Source organism: Paenibacillus sp. ACRRX (assembly GCF_022346885.1).
Classification (GTDB): domain Bacteria; phylum Bacillota; class Bacilli; order Paenibacillales; family Paenibacillaceae; genus Paenibacillus_B.
On the sequence record NZ_JAKRNK010000004.1, the window covers coordinates 32,963 to 52,223 of the forward strand.

The following is a 19,261-nucleotide window of genomic DNA, read 5'->3' on the forward strand; positions in this document are numbered from 1 at the left end:
CCTATAAACCTATTACGATACGTACATCTCTACCTTTGTTACGGCTCAGTTCTCTCCTACTTTGTTACTTCTGCTTTTGTTTCTTCTGCTTTGGCATTTTCATCCGTTTGCGAACTAGACTTGTTTGGATCTACAACCTGAAGCTCATACGATAGGAACTGAACATGAGAGACTTCCAAGGCTTGCCGTAATGGCACCCACAGCAGGTTGTCTTTCATCTGCGTCTCCCAAGGCAGCACAGTAAGTGTGCCGTCTATCTCGAGCTGCATCGGCTTGCCTGTTTTCCAGTCGATGGCCCACTCAAGGCCATTAATGTTTAACAGCAGTAATTCTTTGGCTTCATCAAAGGTAACTGTGCCTCCCAGCTTCTCTATCATCAGACGTACAGGAACATAGGTTATGTCCTGATAAGATCTGAACTGGTTTGACGCAAGCTCTAACTCACCGCTATCGGTCGTTACTTTTAATTGCATCAGAAGCGGGTCTGACTTCTGGATTGGAGGCTTAGGTGTCGTCCCTCCTGTAGGTGGCTGTGGCTGCTTTACAGGCTCACCTGTGGCTACCTGCACTAGATCAATATTCGCTTGAATCCAAGCTTGAGATACTGGCTTGCGATCCCATCTTTCACGATCGGCAATTCGAAATTGTACCTGCTTCATTTCAGGAGTCATAACTTCAAAACTATAGCCTTTTGCTTTATAATACCGAATAATTTCCGGCAATGCCTTTACGGTTTCGCCGTGCCCCGTCCCATCGTGCATGAGCACAACCGTATCGGCACTCAAGGTGCCCTTCTTAACATCTGCTACGATTTCCTTGGCGGGTACACCTACCCGTTTGGAATCCCCGCTATCTACTGTCCAATCCATCACGACATAACCTGCTCGTCCCATCAGGTCAAAATATTGCTTGTTAAAGTTCAAAAATGTCCCACCTGGTGCGCGCACTAACGGCGGCTCATAACCGATCACCTCTTGAATGGCTTTACCTGTCTTCCGAATCTGACTCCAAAACCCACGAAAGTCTGAATATAATTCACGATAGTTATGGTTATAGGAATGATTGCCGATCGCATGTCCTTCATCTGCTATTCGTTTCAGCACTTTGGGATACTGCTTTACTTGCTGCCCCAGTAAATAAAATGTTCCTTTTACGTTCTCTCTTTTTAAAATATCAAGCACTTCAGGTGTATTTCTGCTTGGTCCGTCATCAAACGTCAAATACACTTTCTTGCTCTGTTTGCCTACAGTCAATAAGGCTGAAGCAGCTCCCGCTGCCTTCGCTTCATGCTCTATCGTTGGTAGCGAACGTTCAATTTTAGGTATATGTGCTGCACCATCTTTGAGGATGAAATGAGCAGTGTTGGCCTTACGATACGGTGTTTGCGTCGCTGCTGATACAGGATGAGCTCTCCATTGCTGCTGTGCAGCCGCATAAGCAATTTCTTCACCAGCTGTGCGAACTCCTAATATGATTTCTCCCCCTATTAGAAGGGCAATGATACCCAGTATAGCTAACAATCGCGTTTCCATTCGCCGCTTTTTCTCTCTCATTCTATATGTCCTCCTCTATGTTATCTGCCTTCAGACTTTGCTTATATGAGCTAGTGCTCGTGGTATAAAGCAATTACTAGATTATATGGACATGCCGAGTAAAACATGACTGTTATTCTTCTATTTACAATGATTATCCTCTTTTGTTCTGATCATTTATAATATATATTATGTAGATTACAAGTTATGTTGGATATATACATTTATGTTTATATTATCATACATACGCAATTGTCATTGGGAAGGAGACTTACAAGATGTTCATACGCAAAATACGTAAGCTGCGAGCTGCTAGAATGATCATATTAAACCTTATGATCGCCTGTGTTCTGCTGCTTACAGGTTGTGGATCTAACGAGGCAAGTGTGCACACCACAGAGCCAACAAAGCTTATCGTGTCGGCGGCGGCCAGCTTGCAGGATGTGATGGCTGAGGTCAAAGCTGCTTTTCAGAGCAAGAATAAGGATATTGACGTACAGATCAATTATGGCTCATCCGGTGCGCTGCAAAAGCAGATCGAGCAGGGCTCGCCGGTTGATGTATTTATATCCGCAGGAACTAAGCCAATGAATGCACTGATAAAAGCAGGTCTGGTGGAAGAAAAGATGAAGAAAGCGCTGCTCTACAACGATTTGGTGGTGATTGTGCCCGGCAGCAGTACTGCTGCTTGGACAAGCTTGGATATGCTGAAACAGAAGGATATAAGCCGCATTGCGATTGGTGCTCCGGAAAGCGTGCCCGCTGGCATGTATGCCGAACAGACACTAAAGAGCGCAGGTCTCTGGGATGAGTTAAATAACAAATATGTGTATACGAAGGATGTACGACAAGTTCTCTCTTATGTAAGCACGGGGAACGCTGAAGCTGGATTTGTCTATCGTACAGACGCTCTAACAACAAATAAAGTTGTCATTGCTTACCCAGTAAAATCGGATCAGCATGAACCTATCATCTACCCGATTGGAATCATCAAGAACAGTAAAAATACTGCCGCGGCCCAAAAATGGTTCGACTTTATGAATGGAGCTGAAACCCAGCATCTATTTAAAAGCCAAGGGTTCCGAACCGCAACTTCATCGCAATAGCCTCTGCTCTTCTCGAAAGGATTAGACCGCATGGAATTCTGGAATCCCGTCTTATTATCACTTCGAATTACGTTGGTTGCAAGCTTCATTGTCATGCTGCTTGGTGTGGTCGCCGCTTGGCGCCTGAGTACTCGCAAGTTCCGCGGCAAGACGCTGTTGGAGACGTTTTTTATGCTGCCGCTTGTGCTCCCTCCTACAGTAGTCGGGTTTATACTGTTAATGCTGTTTGGCCGTACCAGCTCCGTAGGACGCCTTATTGAAGCGGTGCTTGGGCATCCACTTGTGTTCCATTGGACCGGGGCCGTATTAACCGCAGTAATTGTCTCTTTCCCGCTTGTTTATCAGACGTTAAAGTCAGGCTTTAACGATGTAGATCCCTTGGTAGAGCAAGCCGCACGGGCCGAAGGCGCTAATGAATGGCAAGTGCTTCGCTGCATAACCATGCCGCTCGCAGCACGATCGATGGTCACTGCATACGTGCTCGGCTTTACACGAGGCATCGGTGAGTTTGGCGCAACGTTAATGGTGGCGGGCAACATCCCGAACGTTTCGCAGACTGTACCGACCGCGATCTACTTCGCTGTCGATGCAGGCCACACCGGCAAGGCCTGGGCATGGTCAGGATGTATGATCGCATTCTCGTTTCTGCTGCTGTTTGCTGCGAATCGCAAATCTGAGCGCTAACAGAACCTCTGCTTATTTGCATGCGGAATCACCTTTACCGGGAACGTGCGTACAACCCAATAGCCTTGATGGACCCGACTTAGCTTTGCTGCCATTCCAGGCTGCTCGCGTTCTATTGGCGCTGCTGTACCGATATGTACTGGGATGGAACACCATCCGCCAACCATATCGAATGATTGCCGCAATAAAAGGGAATTCCCTCTTTGTTGGCTCGTTCTGCGTCAATCCTTAACAGGACCGGACTTGAATCTTTACGTGCTCCGACCGTCATAGCCGTGGCCGTATCCGTTGAGAGGTGAACATACTGCCTCTTCATAGGATGCAGGCCTTTCTCGAGTATTTGTTCGACGAGACACCGTGCTGTTCCATGATAAAGGATGGCGGGTGGTACTTCGGCCTGCTTGGTTATTTTATCGGGAACGGAATGTCCGTATAACGCTCTAATTTTACCACGGCCGATCTCATGCCTTTTCTTGTCCGACAAGTCAATCATCACAGCCAGATCATTCGGCGTAACAGCCTTCCAGCGTTGGTCCATATGTAAGGCATGCAGCAGCTGCTCTATTTCAACCCAACCCTCTGCGTCCAGTTCCAATTCGTATTCCCATGGTGCATGTCTCAATGCGTAGGATACTTCTTTGCTTAGTTTCATGTAATCCATGCGCTTACCTTCTTTCAATTTATGTAGTATCTATTTATTTAAGTCTCAACCTGTCTAATGTAGCACTGTAGTGCTATTTCTAGTATAAATCAAGCATTTCTTGTGCGTACAAATTAAAATGGAGAAATCTTTGATGCGGCAATCTATTCGCTCCTAATTACTCTTCTACCCGATGCCAGGTGATCTTGAATAAAGTTGAGATTAAATAATTTTCCAGAAGAGCTAGTATGTTTATATTCCATTGCTTTGGAATGCGCCTTTTTGATACTATCGCTATTAAAAGTATCAATCGGAACAGCTTCATCCGTATCAAAAGTTAATGTGATTTTATGTTTAGCTTCGGCTACTATAATAGCTGATGCATAGTATCCCGAAAGGAAGGATAGATTTCCTCCGCACATGCAAACTACATCACCTTTATTAAGGGTGTGTGGCCAAGTATGATATTGCTTGCATCCTGTACGGAAATCTCCTTCCACAAACTTAAAGTCTGCCCCTTTGACACCCTCTATTCTAATTTTCATTTTTCCAAATACAAAAAGTGATCCATCCTCTATTTGGAGTCCTTGTTGTTCCACCTGATCTTTTAAATCGTAAATATTTACAACTGAATTTATCAATTCAGACTCATAAACGCCCCTAATATCGCTTGAAAAATCTAAAAAGATGGTTGAAGTAACTTCCATATCGGCTCCCACAATACTATCAAATTCTTCCTCACTAATATCAAGAGTTAATTTCATCTTGAATTCTCACTTTCTTATAATGGTGTATTGATCTAGCATTTTGTGCGTACAAATTAAATGACAAAATTTATATACGGATCTTATATGATTAATATATTTTACTTGGTTAAATATTGAGTTCATTCGGCACTAAGTAGCCTCCACCATATTCGATTACAATTTGTTATCGGGATTATAACCACCCTTTTTAGGTAACAATTCTTCAAAATCACACGACGCTACTGCATTATAACCTCTGCTCCATAACCCTTCGAGTAAGCGTGATATTGTAGTGATATATGTTTCTGCGCCAACGTCCTCATTTGGTTCCAACTCAATTAAGTATCTTGAAAACAAAAATCCATCAGGGAGTTCATTTCGTCTATGCTCGTGAAAATCATCATTTCTTAGTACATAGAGATTACAATTCTCATTGGCCAAGCTCGAATATTGTTCTAGCTCTCCACCAATAACTTCCCTAATGTTCGGCAAAATGAGAGCTCTGTCAAAATCAGTGTCCAAATATATCTTACAAAACAGTTCTAAATTATTATTCAGCATATTCTCACCTCTATTATGGTAATGGCATTTATGTTCCATTATCGAGTGATCCCCTCCCGGCTTAATGATGCAGATATCAACTTCCATTCCCAATGCTTCTTGAGCTCTTTACGCAAACTGCACAATCGTGCTTCCCCAGATTGAATTATTCCTGTTTTTATTGCGTGTTGCATAGTCCTCTCTTTTGATGAACCGGTGTTTGGTGTGCCAACTCATTGGGTATTAATTCATAGAACTTCTAAGGAGAAACACGTATAGCAAAATCAATGTCTGAATTAGGTCTTGCAGTTCCATTGGCGCTACTACCTTGAACGACAATATCATCGCCTATAGAACCTACTTTTTGCCTAATAATTGATGAAGCATTGTTGAATTATTAACTAGTTAATCCTTTAGGAATTGTAAGTTTATCCGTCATCTTACTACCACCGCTATACATCCACTGATCCTGTATAGCGCTCTCAATCTGGGCTATATTCATTCCATATAGAATATTCGTTCAGTACATCAGATTTCTTCATAGTTTTCGACTTCATTTGATTTTGAACTTAGAAAAAAGCTTATTCCTCCTTATTATCTAAGTTGGAATAAGCTTTGAATGTTTATCAAGCGTTTTTGTCAAGTTATTTAGTGTTAGTTATATTTTATGAATCTGATGTTAGAGTTATAAATCTAGTAATAATAAATTTGGTCATTCATAAATAATATAAACTCTAGTCCCACTATCATTTGCTTGTTCTAAAAATGTAACAATATCACATGTAAGCGCCGGAAGCATAGATATTATGTTCTTTGATGCCTTCCCCCCATATTCTGCTAACTTATTCGCATCAAGCGATTTAAATAATTGTATTGCTTCTTCAATGTTTGTTATTTCCCAAGGACTTTCCTCATACCATCCCTCATATACATAATATTCATTCAAAATTCCACTTTGAACTTGTGCAAGCATACAATCTAGCAAAGTTTCAAAGTACCCGTTCCACAGCTTTAACTCGTACCGTTCATTTAAGTTTTCAAACATGAATATTATTTCAGGCTCTCCTTCAAATCCGACATAATAGGAGTCATTTATCATTTCTAATCTCATAAAATTACTCCTTCCAGTGTCCTTTATCCAAAATTCTCACTTGCTCAGGGGTGGCAGTCCCTGCTTTTCTTGCATTTATCGCATCATACCATTTATATCCTTCAACCCATTCATTCTCTCCAATCTTAAAAAAGGACTGTGGCTTCTGTCCACCACTACCAGGAATCTTTCGCTGAACAACTCAAATATTCCCTTGATCAGCAGGAGCACCAGGAGTCCTAGAATGCCCTCTCACTTCATATTTATATGTTCCATCATTCCAATTTAGTGTTCTAGTGACAGGAGTACTCACTACACTCTTATCAGAAAGTATGGAACGAAGATCGTCTGAGAAATTGTGAATTGTTATTTGTTCTTAGTCTTAGTCTTAGTCTTAGTTGAAAAATTGTTTCTTCACAGCGTGCTTAAATCCCTCATAACTGAGTTTGTATTGTTTCCTAATACTTTTTTCACTTCGTCCTCGGATGTCTTTCCTTTGTTCTTCTCCATTATCGTCAAAATCTTGACTGATTTCTCCGGTGACAAGTCGCTGTTCGCTATTAAGTCCATAACAAATTTGCCTTCGCTTGGGGCCAACTTCTAACTTATACTTTGCTTGATTGGCTCTACCCTGCCGCTAGACAAATTGGATGTCACAGACATCTTAAATATGCCTACATATAGTTATAATAAAAAATAGGTCAATCATGGTGGCATCTAACCATAATTGACCTGTTAACTGTAACGGAATAACGTTATCTAGGGAATAAAATTCAATCTTTGGTCTGCGTACAAACAAACGAAGAAATCTTTATACGGGTATTCTACTTCTAAAAACTATTCGCTCCTAATTACCCTTCTACCTGACGCCAGGTAATCTTGAATAAAGTTTCTATTGAATAATTTCCCTGAATGGCTAGTATGTTCATATTTCATTGCTTTTAAATGCGCCTTTTTGACACTATCGCTATTAAAAATATCAATCGGAACAGCTTCATCAGTATCAAAAGTTAATGTGATTTTATGTTTAGCTTCGGCTACTATAATAGCTGATGCATAGTACCCCGAAAGGAAGGATAGATCTCCTCCACACATACATACTACATCACCTTTATTAAGGGTATATGGCCAAGTATGATATTGATTGCGCCCTGTATGGAAATCCCCTTCAACAAACTTAAAGTCCGCCCCTTTAACACCTTCTATTCTAACTTTCATTTTTCCAAATACAAAGAGTGAATCATCCTCTATTTGGATTCCTTGCTGTTTCACCTGATCTTTTAAATCGTAGATATTTACAACTGAATTTATCAATTCAAACTCATAAACGCCCCTAATATCACTTGGAAAATCTAAAAAGATGGTTGAAGTAACTTCCATATCGGCTCCCACAATACTATCAAATTCTTCCTTACTAATATCAAGAGTTAGTCGCATCTTGAATCCTCACTTTCTAATAATGGTGTATTGATCTAGCATTACTGATTTGATGTTCTCTCCATCAGTAGTTTTAAAACTACCGTCATTCGGAATCTCTCGTCCCTCACCTTTTAATTTAAGTCCTCTATCATCCAATGTTTTCACTAGTTTATTCATATTAGAACGTGAACCAGTGATTTTAATTTCCCCATTTTTGGATAAAACCCTCATTACCTCAGGATTCAAGGGATCATAACCATAAGGATTTTCGATGATTATTTTACTTTGACTACCTGTTTTAATATTAGAAAGATTTGTAGCATCACCATAATGTACTCCTGAAGCTTTAGGGTTAATATCAATATTGTATGCACCCTCTGTAGGCTTACCTCTTGCACCAATATTAAGCGTTCCATTGCTTGTGGCAGGTGCATCTAAGAATTTCCCCGCCACCTTATTACCACCCGCAGCACTAGCTGCTGCTTTATCAGCCGGCGGCTTCGTCGCACTTGGCTTACTCTTCGTCGCTTGCTCCCATGTTCTCGCCCCGCTGCTCGTTGCCTCGTTCCTGACCACGGACATGCCCGGAACAACTCGAGCTGCCGTCATCGCTGCCGCGAGACCATACGTATTATACATGCGTTGATCCTGCATCGCGTTCTCTACCTGGGCTATATTCATTCCATATAGAATATTCGTTCGGTACATCAATTCTATGATGTCTGTATCATAGTTTGTATTGCTGCCAAATACTTTTTTTGCTTCTGACTCGGATATTTTTCCTTTATTCTTCTCCATCATCGTCAGAATCGTGACTGATTTCTCAGCCGACAAGTCACTGTTCGCTATTAGGTCCATTACAAACTTGCCTTCGCTTGGGGTCACCTTATAACTTATACTTTGCTTGATTGGCTCTACCCTGCCACTAGACAAATTGGATGTCACAGACACCTTTAGATCTGCCCTGCCTATATAAGTGACTGTAGTTGTATTTCGACTCGGACCGGCTGAATAATTGGTCGTCATCTCTGAATGATACGTAATCCCGGAGCTTGACGTCATTTGTTTCCATTCTTCCGGACTAATCTTCTTATCTCCGGTTGTTGTGGCTTGGATGGCTTTGGTGACGACTGATTTAATCTCCTTTGAAGACTCCACCTGTAATGGCGATGGCTTGGTCTGTCTCGCTTCGTTGCTGTTTCTTATCGCGTTTGCTTTTGCTTCTATCGCTTTTCGCTCACTCTTAGTACTTGCACTATAGTAGGCACTTGTCAGCGCGATAATTTGCGCTTGCGCATTGGCATTCAGCTTCTGATCCCTTTGAACCCAATATCCAGTTGGGTCCCAGTAAATCAACGGGTTGTTGTATACATACGTATACAGATTCAAGCTCAGTGGATTCGTATCCTCTCCCCAGTAGCTGTCCGCCGTTACAAATCTGCCGACCTGCGGATTGTAGTATCTCGCTCGCAGGTAATACAAGCCCGTTTCTTCATCATAGAACTCACCTGCATGACGAATATCGTTATGGTATAGTTCGACGCTCAGGACAGCACTGCCAAAGATGTCGTAATCGTACTGATTCTCGACCTCACCTGACTCCTTCACCGTTTGTACCACATCACCATGTCCGTTATACAAATAATAGGACATGGTCGTGCTGCTGCCTATTCGTGCAATATAACTTTTGCCAAATACATAACGAACTGTCGCTTGACCCGAGGCATCACTTTCCAGCACGACATGTTGACGATCATACAAATAGTGTGTCGATTGAGGCGCATACTGTTCCTTAGAACTGCGTACCACTTTAGTCGTTCTCAGATTATCGCCGTCATACTGATAATCAACAAGGACACGTTCCCCATCCTTGATCCGTTCCACCTGATTCAGCCGGTTAAAGCCATCGTACGTATTGCTGACCTTCTCAATTACACTATTAATCGAACCGTCGATTCCCTCACCGTACGGATTGCCACCTGTCGACTGTCTCATATCCCGTTGGTGCGGGCGCAGGAAACTCGACTTCTGTCGCAGTTCGTTGCCGTTGGCATCGTACAAATAAGTAATGGTACGCTCCAATACTTCTGTGCCGGCTTGGTCTGACATCTTTTCAACCAATTGCAGCAGCTCATTTGCACTTGAGTACATGTAGTGGCTCTTCTTGATGCTATATTTCACTTGCGCCTTGCTGGACACATCCACAAAACCGCTTGGTTGTTCAGAAACATACGTCTCACTCAACGAGATCCGGTTGCCGTTTCGATCATACGTATACAACGTAACCTTGCCAGGCGCCTCCACCTTGGTAACACGGCCTACACCATCATAGGCATAATGCGTTGTGCCATAACTGTCCGTTTTGCTTGTTTGTCTGCCTGCCGCATCGTATGTGTAGTGGAATTTAGAGATGGTGCTTGCGCCAGACTTCTTATTGACAAGCGACAGCAAGCGATTTGCACGATCATACGTATATTCCGTATGAACCCCGCCTTCATAAAGAACGGCGATTTGATTCCCGCCAGCATCGTAGCGATAGGCCGTCTTCTTGCCGTCGAATTCTACCTCTATCATCCGATTCGACTTGTCATACCGGAAAGCAGTCACATATCCAGTCTTATCCTTCACCGATGCCGTATTGCCATTGGCATCATAAGTGTACGCCAGTTGCTGCTTGCCGTCCTTAACAAGTGTCAGCAAGCGTTTATTGCCATCATAGCTGTAGGTGGTTGTTCCAGTCTCATCCTGCATCGTGATACGGCTGCCTGTCGCATCATAGGTATATTGAATCGAATCTTTTGACTCCTTCACTGTTCTACCAAGGAGCATATTACGACTATCGTACGTATACACCGTGTGATTGCCGTTCCGGTCCGTAACCTCAGCTATATTCGCTGCCAGATCATATTGATACTTGATCGAGTTACCATTAGGATCAATCACTTCACGCAGCTTGCCGCCAACCCCATAACGGTATCGAGTCACTTTTCCTTTGCCGTCTATCATTTCCAACTTGCTGCCTAACAGATTATAGCTGTAGGAAACATTTACACCAAGCGCATCTGTCACTTTGAGCAATCTGCCTGCATTATCATAATCGTAGATAGTGGCAAGCCCTAATCCGTTGACTTCTTTGATCTTCTCCCCTGAAGGATTGTAGCGATACACAAATGAATAACGCTCAGACTTCTCTTGTGATGCAAGCTCCGGGTCTTGTGTGGATACGAGGCGGTTCGCCAAGTCATACTTATAATGCCATCCTTGACGCTTCTCGTCCGTATCCCCCGCTAAATAGCCATTAGCTTCTATCTTCTTTACCACATTACCATTCGCATCATAAACGTGATGTATAATGACGATATGATTCGCATCCAGTACGGTAATGAGGCGATTCAGCTTATCGTACGTATAAGTCATACTTTCTTGCAACGCATCCGTCTCTATCGTTCTGTTACCAACCAGATCATACTGATAGGCGATTGTTTGATTAGCCGGATTGGTTGCCGTCGCCATTCGATTCAACGTATCGTACGTAAAGGTGGTTACGTACCCATTTTCATTCTGCTCGGTTACTTTGTTTCCATTTTCATCATATCCATACTGTTTAAATACTAGCTTCCCGTTATGTTGACGGCTAATCTTCTCGACACGCCCCATGTCATCATAAGCATAAGTGACGCCATACTGTTCCTTTGCAGATGCGTCAGTTAATCCAGCAGCCCTTGGATCGTATTCTTTCACTCGACGACCGAGTACGTCATACTCATATTCAGCAATCGCACGTATTTGCCCAGGATGTGCAGAATCACGCAGCTCTTTTAGATTATGAATCTCAGTCAAGTACATATCAGATTCGTCATAGAATCGAATCTGTTTGACTAGTCTGTTCGCATCGTCATATTCATACCGCTCCACATCGTAAAGGGATGACTCACGCAGCTTGTCCACTTGAACAAGATTGCCGTTCTTATCATAACTGTTCTTAGTGAAGGCACCACTATTATTCGCTGCGGTGGCTGTCAAATCGTTAGGTGTGTACGTATATGTAGTCTCTCTCAGGAATTGACTGTCCTTAGATCCCGTCAACCTTTGCTTGAGTAGATTCCCCACCGCATCGTAGGTGTAGGTCTCGACCGCATAAACGATATTTCCGCTTTCATCCTGCTCAAGCGGCAGCTTTTTCCCGATTAATCGATTGCTGGCATCATATTCGTATAAGGTAATGCTGCCCCGCTTGTCCTTACTCGAGATCATATTGCCGTCCAGATCATACCTGCTCTCGATCGTTTGCCCGTACGGATCGGTAACACTCTTCTCTTTGTCAAACACGTTATAGCTGAAGATGGTCGTATTGCCAAGCTGATTGACTTCTGACGTCTTACGACCTAGCTTGTCGTATTCATACTTGATGCTGCCCCCATCGGGGTAAGCAACTGTGTTTAAGGTACCATCAGCGTTGTAAGTATAATGGGTTGAATAACCTCTTGCATCTGTGACTTTGACAGCATGATCCCATATATCGTATGCGTACAAAGTGCTGTGACCTGACACATCTGTCTTTTTCTTCACTCTTCCAAGCCCGTCGTAAGCATATAACGTACCTTTAGAAGAGGAGAGATCACCTGTGTAACTCAGACCATCCACAATCTTTTGAACTAGTCCCTGTTTATCATATGCTATACATTCCAATACACCATAAGGCGATTCTGTACGAGTACGGCGGTTCATCACATCATACGTATAACGGGTTCCAGCCATTCCAAGTACGGATTGTCCATTATCCAGTAAATGATCATATTGATTAGGGGCTATTTCTTTGATGAGATTCCCTACTTTGTCATAGACATATCTCCACGTTGCATGTGCCCCCCCAGACACGGGAATATGCTTGCGGATAACTCGGTCCAATGGATCATATTCATAAGCAGTAACAAAGCCATTTGGGTTAACCTCTTCCGATAAATTCCCCTTTGAGTCATATCTGTAAATAGTGGCAGCTTTCAGCGGATCGACTTGCTTAACAGGTCTGCCATCATAATCGTACTGGATCAGGCTCATGTGCCCTTGCGGACTCGTCTTGCTTACGATTTGACCGCTTTTGTCATAGCTAAAATGGGTCGTCAGCATCATCCGATCGTAATACTCATCGTCGTAATTGATGTTATCCAGCACATTTGAACTTAAATCCGTTGGTTTAACCAATCGTGACTCTTTAACGACGTGCGATCTTACATCAAAGACAAACCTTGTAACGTCATCATAACCGTTGTCTACTTTTTGCAGCTTCGTCACTCTATTTCCTGCTGGGTCATATTCATATCTTGTGTCCTTGCCAAATGGACCTTTGGTTTGGATAAGCAGACCTGACAGGTTGTAGATATGCTCGACTTTATCGCCGCTTGCTATTTTTTTCCCGCCTGAGCTGGTCCCAGCTGTTGTTTGATACAGGAACGTTTCACTGCTTAATACACGATTGGCCTCGTCGTAATCAAACTCGGTTAGACGGTACTCCTGCAATGGTCCGTCTGTCTGGATGAACTCCAGTTTGCGTACCATATTACTCGCTGCATCATACTCGAAAAAGTGGGTATTTCCCGCTCGATCTTGCCGCTGCAAGAGTTCACCTTTCAATGAATAAACGTACTTCTCTGTACTGCCGTCAGGATATTCAATGCGATAAGGCTTGTCGTACAGGTTAGAGAAAGTCCGGGTTACTCGGCCTTCTCTGTCCGTAACAGCCATCATTGCCTTGCCGGAAAGATCATAATCAAAAGTTTCCCTGCTCTTATCTGCGTATGTCTTCTCCTTAAGCATCTCATTTAAGTAATAGGCATATTGAGTAGTCCGTCCAAGAGCATCCGTTTCTGTTAATCGCTGGCCAGACCCATTATAGGAGAACGTTGCTGTTTTGTTATCCGTGCCGTTTTTGCGATTCTCATATTGGGTTTGGGCTGAGGTATAAACAACCTGCTGATCATTAGCATCGTATTCAAATGTTTCACCGTACGATTTATCAGGTTGAGCGGTATTCGCTCCTTCTCCTTTGGCCTCAACTAGCACATTTCCGCGTCCATCGTACACTTTATACAAGATTAGTTCTTTTTTATTGCCGTCAAAGACATACGTCTTTACCATCCGATTCAAGCTATCGTATTCGTACTCCATTCCTGGGGCCTTCTCAACAGGCAGAGTCGCATACCTAGGGTCTACCTCTTTAATACGATTACCATTAGGGTCATACACATAAGTCGTAGCATTCCCTGTTGCATCTGTCTTACGAACCAGCTTGCCAAGACCATCATAGTTATAACTGTTAACAGATGGTTTGCCTTGAATAACAAGCGTCTCCGCAATCAAATTGCCCTTCTTGTCATATTGATAGGACGTTCTTTTCCCATCCAACTTGCCTCGATTAGATTCTATTTTTTCTAACAAGCGATTCTTGTAATCATAACGGCGAACGATGGTATCAAAGCCTGAACCATTAGCTGCTTGCTCCTTTACGATGTTGCCCTCATGATCCAGCTCATAGATGAGATGACGACTCACATGTGGAGCAGTGCCATCATGCTCATTCCACTTCTCCTCCTTCACACGCCCGGCGTAATCATAAATATACGTATGTTCCCGATATTTGCTTTCCGATGAGTCCGTATACGCAACCGTTCCTGTCATTTTTCCATTTTTGTCATAACTGTGCTTTACATGACTGCGTCTGCTGTCATCTATGACAGCAAACTCATCTGTTAGCTGGTTATAAGCATCGTAAGTGTAGCTTTTGTCAGACGAGAGGACATCCGAATTTCCAGCTACCTTTCCTTCCTGTGTACGCAGCACATTGCTAGCCAGATCGTACTGATGGATGACATAGGTATAATCCTTTGCACCTGTCGTATAGACCCGTTTCTTGACCAGTCGCCCAAGTGCGTCATAGGCCATGTCTGTTGTCTTATGGTTTGGCTCCTCTTGTAATGTAATCTGATGCAGTGCATTGTACGTAAAGGTAGTATTGTTCCCTGCCGCATCTTGTGAGGATATCATTCTGCCGAAATTGTCATAGGCATAATGAGACGTCAGGTTGCGTGCATCTGTTTCTGTTCGTTTGTTACCCGCATAATCGTACGTATACGTCGTTGCAAAGTAGCGGGTCCGATCGGGCGATACCTCCACTTTTGTTAATCGATCCGACAGATCGTAATAATACTTCTTGCTGTATCCCTCTTCATCCGTAATGGTTACCAGCATTGGAATCTGCTCATCCATGCCAATCTGATAGGTAATAATGGATGAACCTTTATTGGTTGTGTCAAGTTCATAAAGACTTTTCTTGATCAAACGATAATTGCTATCATACTCATAACGGATGCTGTGACCATTTGAATCCTTTTCCTTTACCTTGTTGCCTCTGTTGTCATACTCATATTGCTTTAGCACTTTCCATTTGCTATCTACTTGTACGTTCGATTCCACCAGCGCACCCGCTGTGTCGTATACATACCGAAAAGCGGTTCCTTCTGCATCTGTAACTTGAATATTGAAGTTATTATAAGGGTGTTCCTCATACACATACCCTTTGACGACATTACCTGGGCGTATGGATTTGGCAACACGATTATGTGTGTCATATTGATAAGCGGTTACCTGTCCTCTAGCATCTACTTCTTGAATACGATTGCCTGTCGATAAATCATAGGCATACTTTTTGGCAGCTTGCTTGCCGTCCAATATTCCGTATTCTTTCGTTAAATAAGCTCCCTTGGTATCCGTTCCAACGGCATCGATGCCATATTCATAGTACGTATCAAATGATTGCCCATTTGACTGCACCGCTTTTTTGGTAATGTTACCGTATAGGTCATACTGATAGTTCGTCATAATTGACTTCTCAGCATGAGCAGGATCAGACTTCACCTCCTGGGTCACATTTCCTTTTTCATTAATGGTGTATAACTCTTGATTGATCGTGTCTTTGTCCTGTTTCCACGTCTTTGAAGTTACGGCGTGGAACTTATCATATGCGTAGGCATACACAATGGTATGCTCATTATCAATCGGGTACCCTTTGTCATCACGTTTGGCATCAGATCCCGTATAGTTCGTCAGGTTGCCGTATTCATCGTACCGATAATTTTCTATTTTTTTAGTTGGTTTACCTTTTGCCTCACCTTTAACTACATGGAACAATTGCCGCTCTTGCTTTTTAATTAATTTCAGCTCGTCGCGGTCCGTGATAACGATCTCTTTATGATCCGGACCTTTAAACTCTGTTTCTAATAATTGATGCAGTCCATCATAAGTGTACTTCGTGGTGCTGCCCCGAATATCCGATTGTTCCGTATAGTAACGATACTTATCACGTAAATAGACATCATCATACGGCTTGTATCCTTCCGTTCCGAATCCGCTGGCATCATTTGTATAGGTATAATGGATCTTTTCTTTCGGATCTAGCATAAACTTGTCTTCAAACTTGCTTTTGGAGGCATCATACCCGCTCTTTACCCAATCTTGATGCTCAAATATTTTACGATACTGCATACTTCCTTCATTCAGAACCTTCGTATAAGAATTGTAAATATACCGCTTGATCTGATTCTTCTTTAGGTTGTCAATCTGAACGAGGTTCTCGTATCGATTAAATGCAGAATAGGTTGTTCCATTTGTATACGTAAATCCAAGGGATGGCTGCTCGTACCAGAAATGATACTTAGGCTTGTTGTCCACATCATACACGCGCTGTAATCGTGTTCTCATCACTTGTTTGGAAGCATTCACAAGTACAGCCGTCTTGTCATATACAAGCTGCTTTCCATTTGGCAGATGTACGATAACCTGGAATTTCCCTTGCAGATCGCCCGAATCTACATCATTCGGGTTCTGAGACGCCTTATAGCTATCTTCTTTGTCATACGCTTGATTTACAATTGGACCTACTTTATACGCAGAGTCTTCTTTATATTCAAAGGTTGTCACCCTGCCAATTGCATCTGTAATCTTAGAGATCAGCTTTTTATTTATTGTTGTGCCATCTAAAGTGTAACTTAGACTAACATATTCAAATACGAGCCGGTTTCCGAAGCGATCCTCGATACCTAAGAGTCGGCCGTCTTCTGCAAAAAATGATTTTTTGCCGTTTTTTTCTGTCATCACATATTTAGAAGTTCCGTCATTTTGCCCGTTCTTAAAGGTAGCGCTTTCCTTCACGACAACATCCTTAACCGTTTGCCCCTCAGGTAAATAAACAAGCTCGCCATCTGACTTGTAAGCCCTTAATCGATAAACGTCACCGCTTTCTGTATGTAGAAACTTGTGACTTGTTCCATCTTCATTCGAATTTACCTCAATATTAGGAAACGAAAATCGCATACCTATTCCCAAGTTGTATCGATCTTCATAGAAAGAAGAAGTTTTTGCATCTGAATGGACATAATCCACCCAGGCGCCGTTTACATACTTCACTTTCATCTCTTGAACGTTAGAAATCCCACTCTTATAAATCCGTTTAATTTCTAGATCAAGTCCGTTTCGGCCTGGTAATACATAGTCTGTCTGTGTTAATGTCAGCTCACCGCTCTGAGGACTAATCTGCTCCTCTGTCTCCTGACTGCGCAAGTATACTGGCGATAATATTGTATTATATTGCTGTTTAGGACCGATGAGATGATTTAACTGTTCTTCAAGTGTCTCGGCATAAATGAGATTACAAGGTATGATAAAAAATAGAAAAGCAAGGACTATTGACTTCATCCATCTCTTCACAGGTACACCCCCAGGTAGCATGACGATCTATTCCATTCATACTTGTTGTTATCTATATTTTTCAACATATCCATCTGCTAGTATCGCTTCCTCAGATTGACCTGACTTCATACTGCTAATCACCTGCTGCGGCGTCTTTCCAATCTTTTTCGCTAATACGATAGCCTCCGTCACACGCTCCTCTGTCAGCTTGCTGGCGGAAGTAAACTTGCTCAGTTCTTCCTGTGTGACTGGGACACGAGGCAGCGTTGAAGAGCTATTTACGATATTATGCTCGGCCGCAATTTCTTTCCAACTGTTCTGCGTTTCCAGCTTAGCAATGAGAATATCCTTGAAAGCCTTTGCAGATACAAAGCCTATTCGATCTGCGATCATGATATCGTCTGATGTCAAGCCGTTGGTTTTCATCAAGCTTTCCAAATAATCCGTATCAAATGCCCGCGGGACAAACGGCTTATGTGATTTGTTGTAATCCTTAAAGACATGCTCCCACGACTTCCCACTATCTTGTTGCTTTACAAGTGCTTCTAGTTCCTGCATACGACCATAGCTTTGATATAAAAATTCATAAGCAACCATCAAATCGCTCAGATCATATCCTTTTCCCACCAATTTATCGATCTCTCGCTTAAATTTGTCATGGACATCTAGCTCAGCCAACATGTCCTTGTACTTACTGTCATAATCGGTACCGACCATAGCGTATAGAGTATAGGCCGTTGAAAACGTAAAGCCCATACACAATACGATAATGAGAATTCGAGTTACCTTTCTCATGTTCATCTACACACCCTTCACATCTTGTTCGGATTAATGGCCTCAATTTCAGCTTTGATTTGTTCTGCTGGATTAGGGGGTCTTACTTCTTCCACTTGCGGCGTGGATACATCAGGAATAACGTTTTTGACTTGTTGATGCGCAGGCAGTCCCCCATTAACCTTACTGCTGTCAGTCCGTTTATTATCTTTAGCGGCACCGTTTTGCTGCTGCAATCTTTCCAGCATTGTTAACTCTATTAATTGTGTGGTCACTACTTGTTCTCTCAACAGCCCTACCATCTTCTCTTCTTTTGTCTTCACATACGCTTTTTTATCTTTTAGGTAAGTTGCAAAATCGATATCGAGCTGCAACGACAATAAATATTCGTCCAGCACGGCTTCTTCACTGCCGAGATCCTTTTTTAAGGTGACCATATAGTAGATCGAGCTATTGAGATCAAACTGCTCGGCTATTTTGGAAAATGTCTGTGATAGCTTGTCTTCGCTGCTTGCCAACATATCAAGACTCACAGGAGTATCTGTCTTAATTGGACCTTTAACTAGTTCTTGTAATTGAAATTCGACTCGCTCCCCAAGAGACTTGGCTTGAAGAATCTCGTCTGTGCCCACTCCCTGCTTCGATAATTGAGCAAGGATATCTTTCTGGAGCCCAGTATCCAATAGGGGCCTGGCTTCTGGTACAGAACTGGTAACGGCTTCTGCCGTCCCCTTTATTTTTAACTTGTCTAATACTTGATTCCACGTTAATCCGCTTTGCTTCAGCGTCAATACATGTTCAACCTTGGCACCTGTCATATTCGAGATTTCTGCCGCGATGTGATCACGCTCTTGAATAAGCTGAGATGGATTACCATTATTTCGTGCTGGATTTGGATCTACCATGAAATAGAGTAACGGCAGCAGCAAAGACACCGTTAAACCAAGCACAAAAACTTTATAATACTTGCTACGGACAGGACGTCCCAC

General features: G+C 42.6%; 12 protein-coding genes. 2 read left to right on the forward strand and 10 right to left on the reverse strand.

Features of this window, described 5'->3' with window-relative positions:
• Window positions 1-56: 56 nt before the first annotated feature.
• Window positions 57-1,553, reverse strand: coding sequence for a polysaccharide deacetylase family protein (locus tag MH117_RS13435; protein WP_239329256.1), 1,497 nt, complete (start codon window positions 1,551-1,553; stop codon window positions 57-59).
• A gap of 257 nt (window positions 1,554-1,810) precedes the next feature.
• On the opposite strand from MH117_RS13435, the gene modA reads away from it, so the two are divergent.
• The gene (gene modA / locus MH117_RS13440) at window positions 1,811-2,638 is read left to right on the forward strand and encodes a molybdate ABC transporter substrate-binding protein (RefSeq protein ID WP_239329257.1); all 828 of its coding nucleotides are present in this window, start codon (window positions 1,811-1,813) and stop codon (window positions 2,636-2,638) included.
• Between the two features lie 30 nt (window positions 2,639-2,668).
• Window positions 2,669-3,322, forward strand: coding sequence for a molybdate ABC transporter permease subunit (gene modB, locus MH117_RS13445; protein ID WP_239329259.1), 654 nt, complete (start codon window positions 2,669-2,671; stop codon window positions 3,320-3,322).
• Window positions 3,323-3,434: 112 nt separating this feature from the next.
• Here modB and MH117_RS13450 read toward each other — a convergent pair whose 3' ends face one another.
• From MH117_RS13450 to MH117_RS13485, 9 genes are all read right to left on the reverse strand, one after another.
• On the reverse strand, window positions 3,435-3,983 hold the full coding sequence (locus tag MH117_RS13450) for an RNA 2'-phosphotransferase (RefSeq protein ID WP_239329260.1): 549 nt from the start codon (window positions 3,981-3,983) through the stop codon (window positions 3,435-3,437).
• Between the two features lie 143 nt (window positions 3,984-4,126).
• Window positions 4,127-4,726: a hypothetical protein gene (locus MH117_RS13455; RefSeq protein ID WP_239329261.1), complete on the reverse strand. Its 600-nt coding sequence runs from the start codon at window positions 4,724-4,726 to the stop codon at window positions 4,127-4,129.
• Window positions 4,727-4,882: 156 nt separating this feature from the next.
• The gene (locus MH117_RS13460; protein WP_239329262.1) at window positions 4,883-5,356 is read right to left on the reverse strand and encodes a 1,4-dihydroxy-6-naphthoate synthase; all 474 of its coding nucleotides are present in this window, start codon (window positions 5,354-5,356) and stop codon (window positions 4,883-4,885) included.
• 151 nt (window positions 5,357-5,507) lie between these two features.
• Window positions 5,508-5,624 carry a nucleotidyltransferase domain-containing protein gene (locus MH117_RS26835; RefSeq protein WP_481857269.1) on the reverse strand — a complete coding sequence of 39 codons (117 nt, stop codon included), beginning with the start codon at window positions 5,622-5,624 and terminating at the stop codon, window positions 5,508-5,510.
• Between the two features lie 336 nt (window positions 5,625-5,960).
• Window positions 5,961-6,359: a hypothetical protein gene (locus MH117_RS13465; RefSeq protein WP_239329263.1), complete on the reverse strand. Its 399-nt coding sequence runs from the start codon at window positions 6,357-6,359 to the stop codon at window positions 5,961-5,963.
• A gap of 816 nt (window positions 6,360-7,175) precedes the next feature.
• Complete coding sequence (locus tag MH117_RS13470) at window positions 7,176-7,775, reverse strand: hypothetical protein (protein ID WP_239329264.1); 600 nt, start codon at window positions 7,773-7,775, stop codon at window positions 7,176-7,178.
• 9 nt (window positions 7,776-7,784) lie between these two features.
• Window positions 7,785-17,504, reverse strand: coding sequence for an RHS repeat-associated core domain-containing protein (locus tag MH117_RS13475; protein ID WP_239329265.1), 9,720 nt, complete (start codon window positions 17,502-17,504; stop codon window positions 7,785-7,787).
• Between the two features lie 60 nt (window positions 17,505-17,564).
• On the reverse strand, window positions 17,565-18,299 hold the full coding sequence (locus tag MH117_RS13480) for a hypothetical protein (protein WP_239329266.1): 735 nt from the start codon (window positions 18,297-18,299) through the stop codon (window positions 17,565-17,567).
• An 11-nt stretch (window positions 18,300-18,310) separates the two neighbouring features.
• Window positions 18,311-19,261, reverse strand: coding sequence for a hypothetical protein (locus MH117_RS13485; RefSeq protein WP_239329268.1), 951 nt, complete (start codon window positions 19,259-19,261; stop codon window positions 18,311-18,313).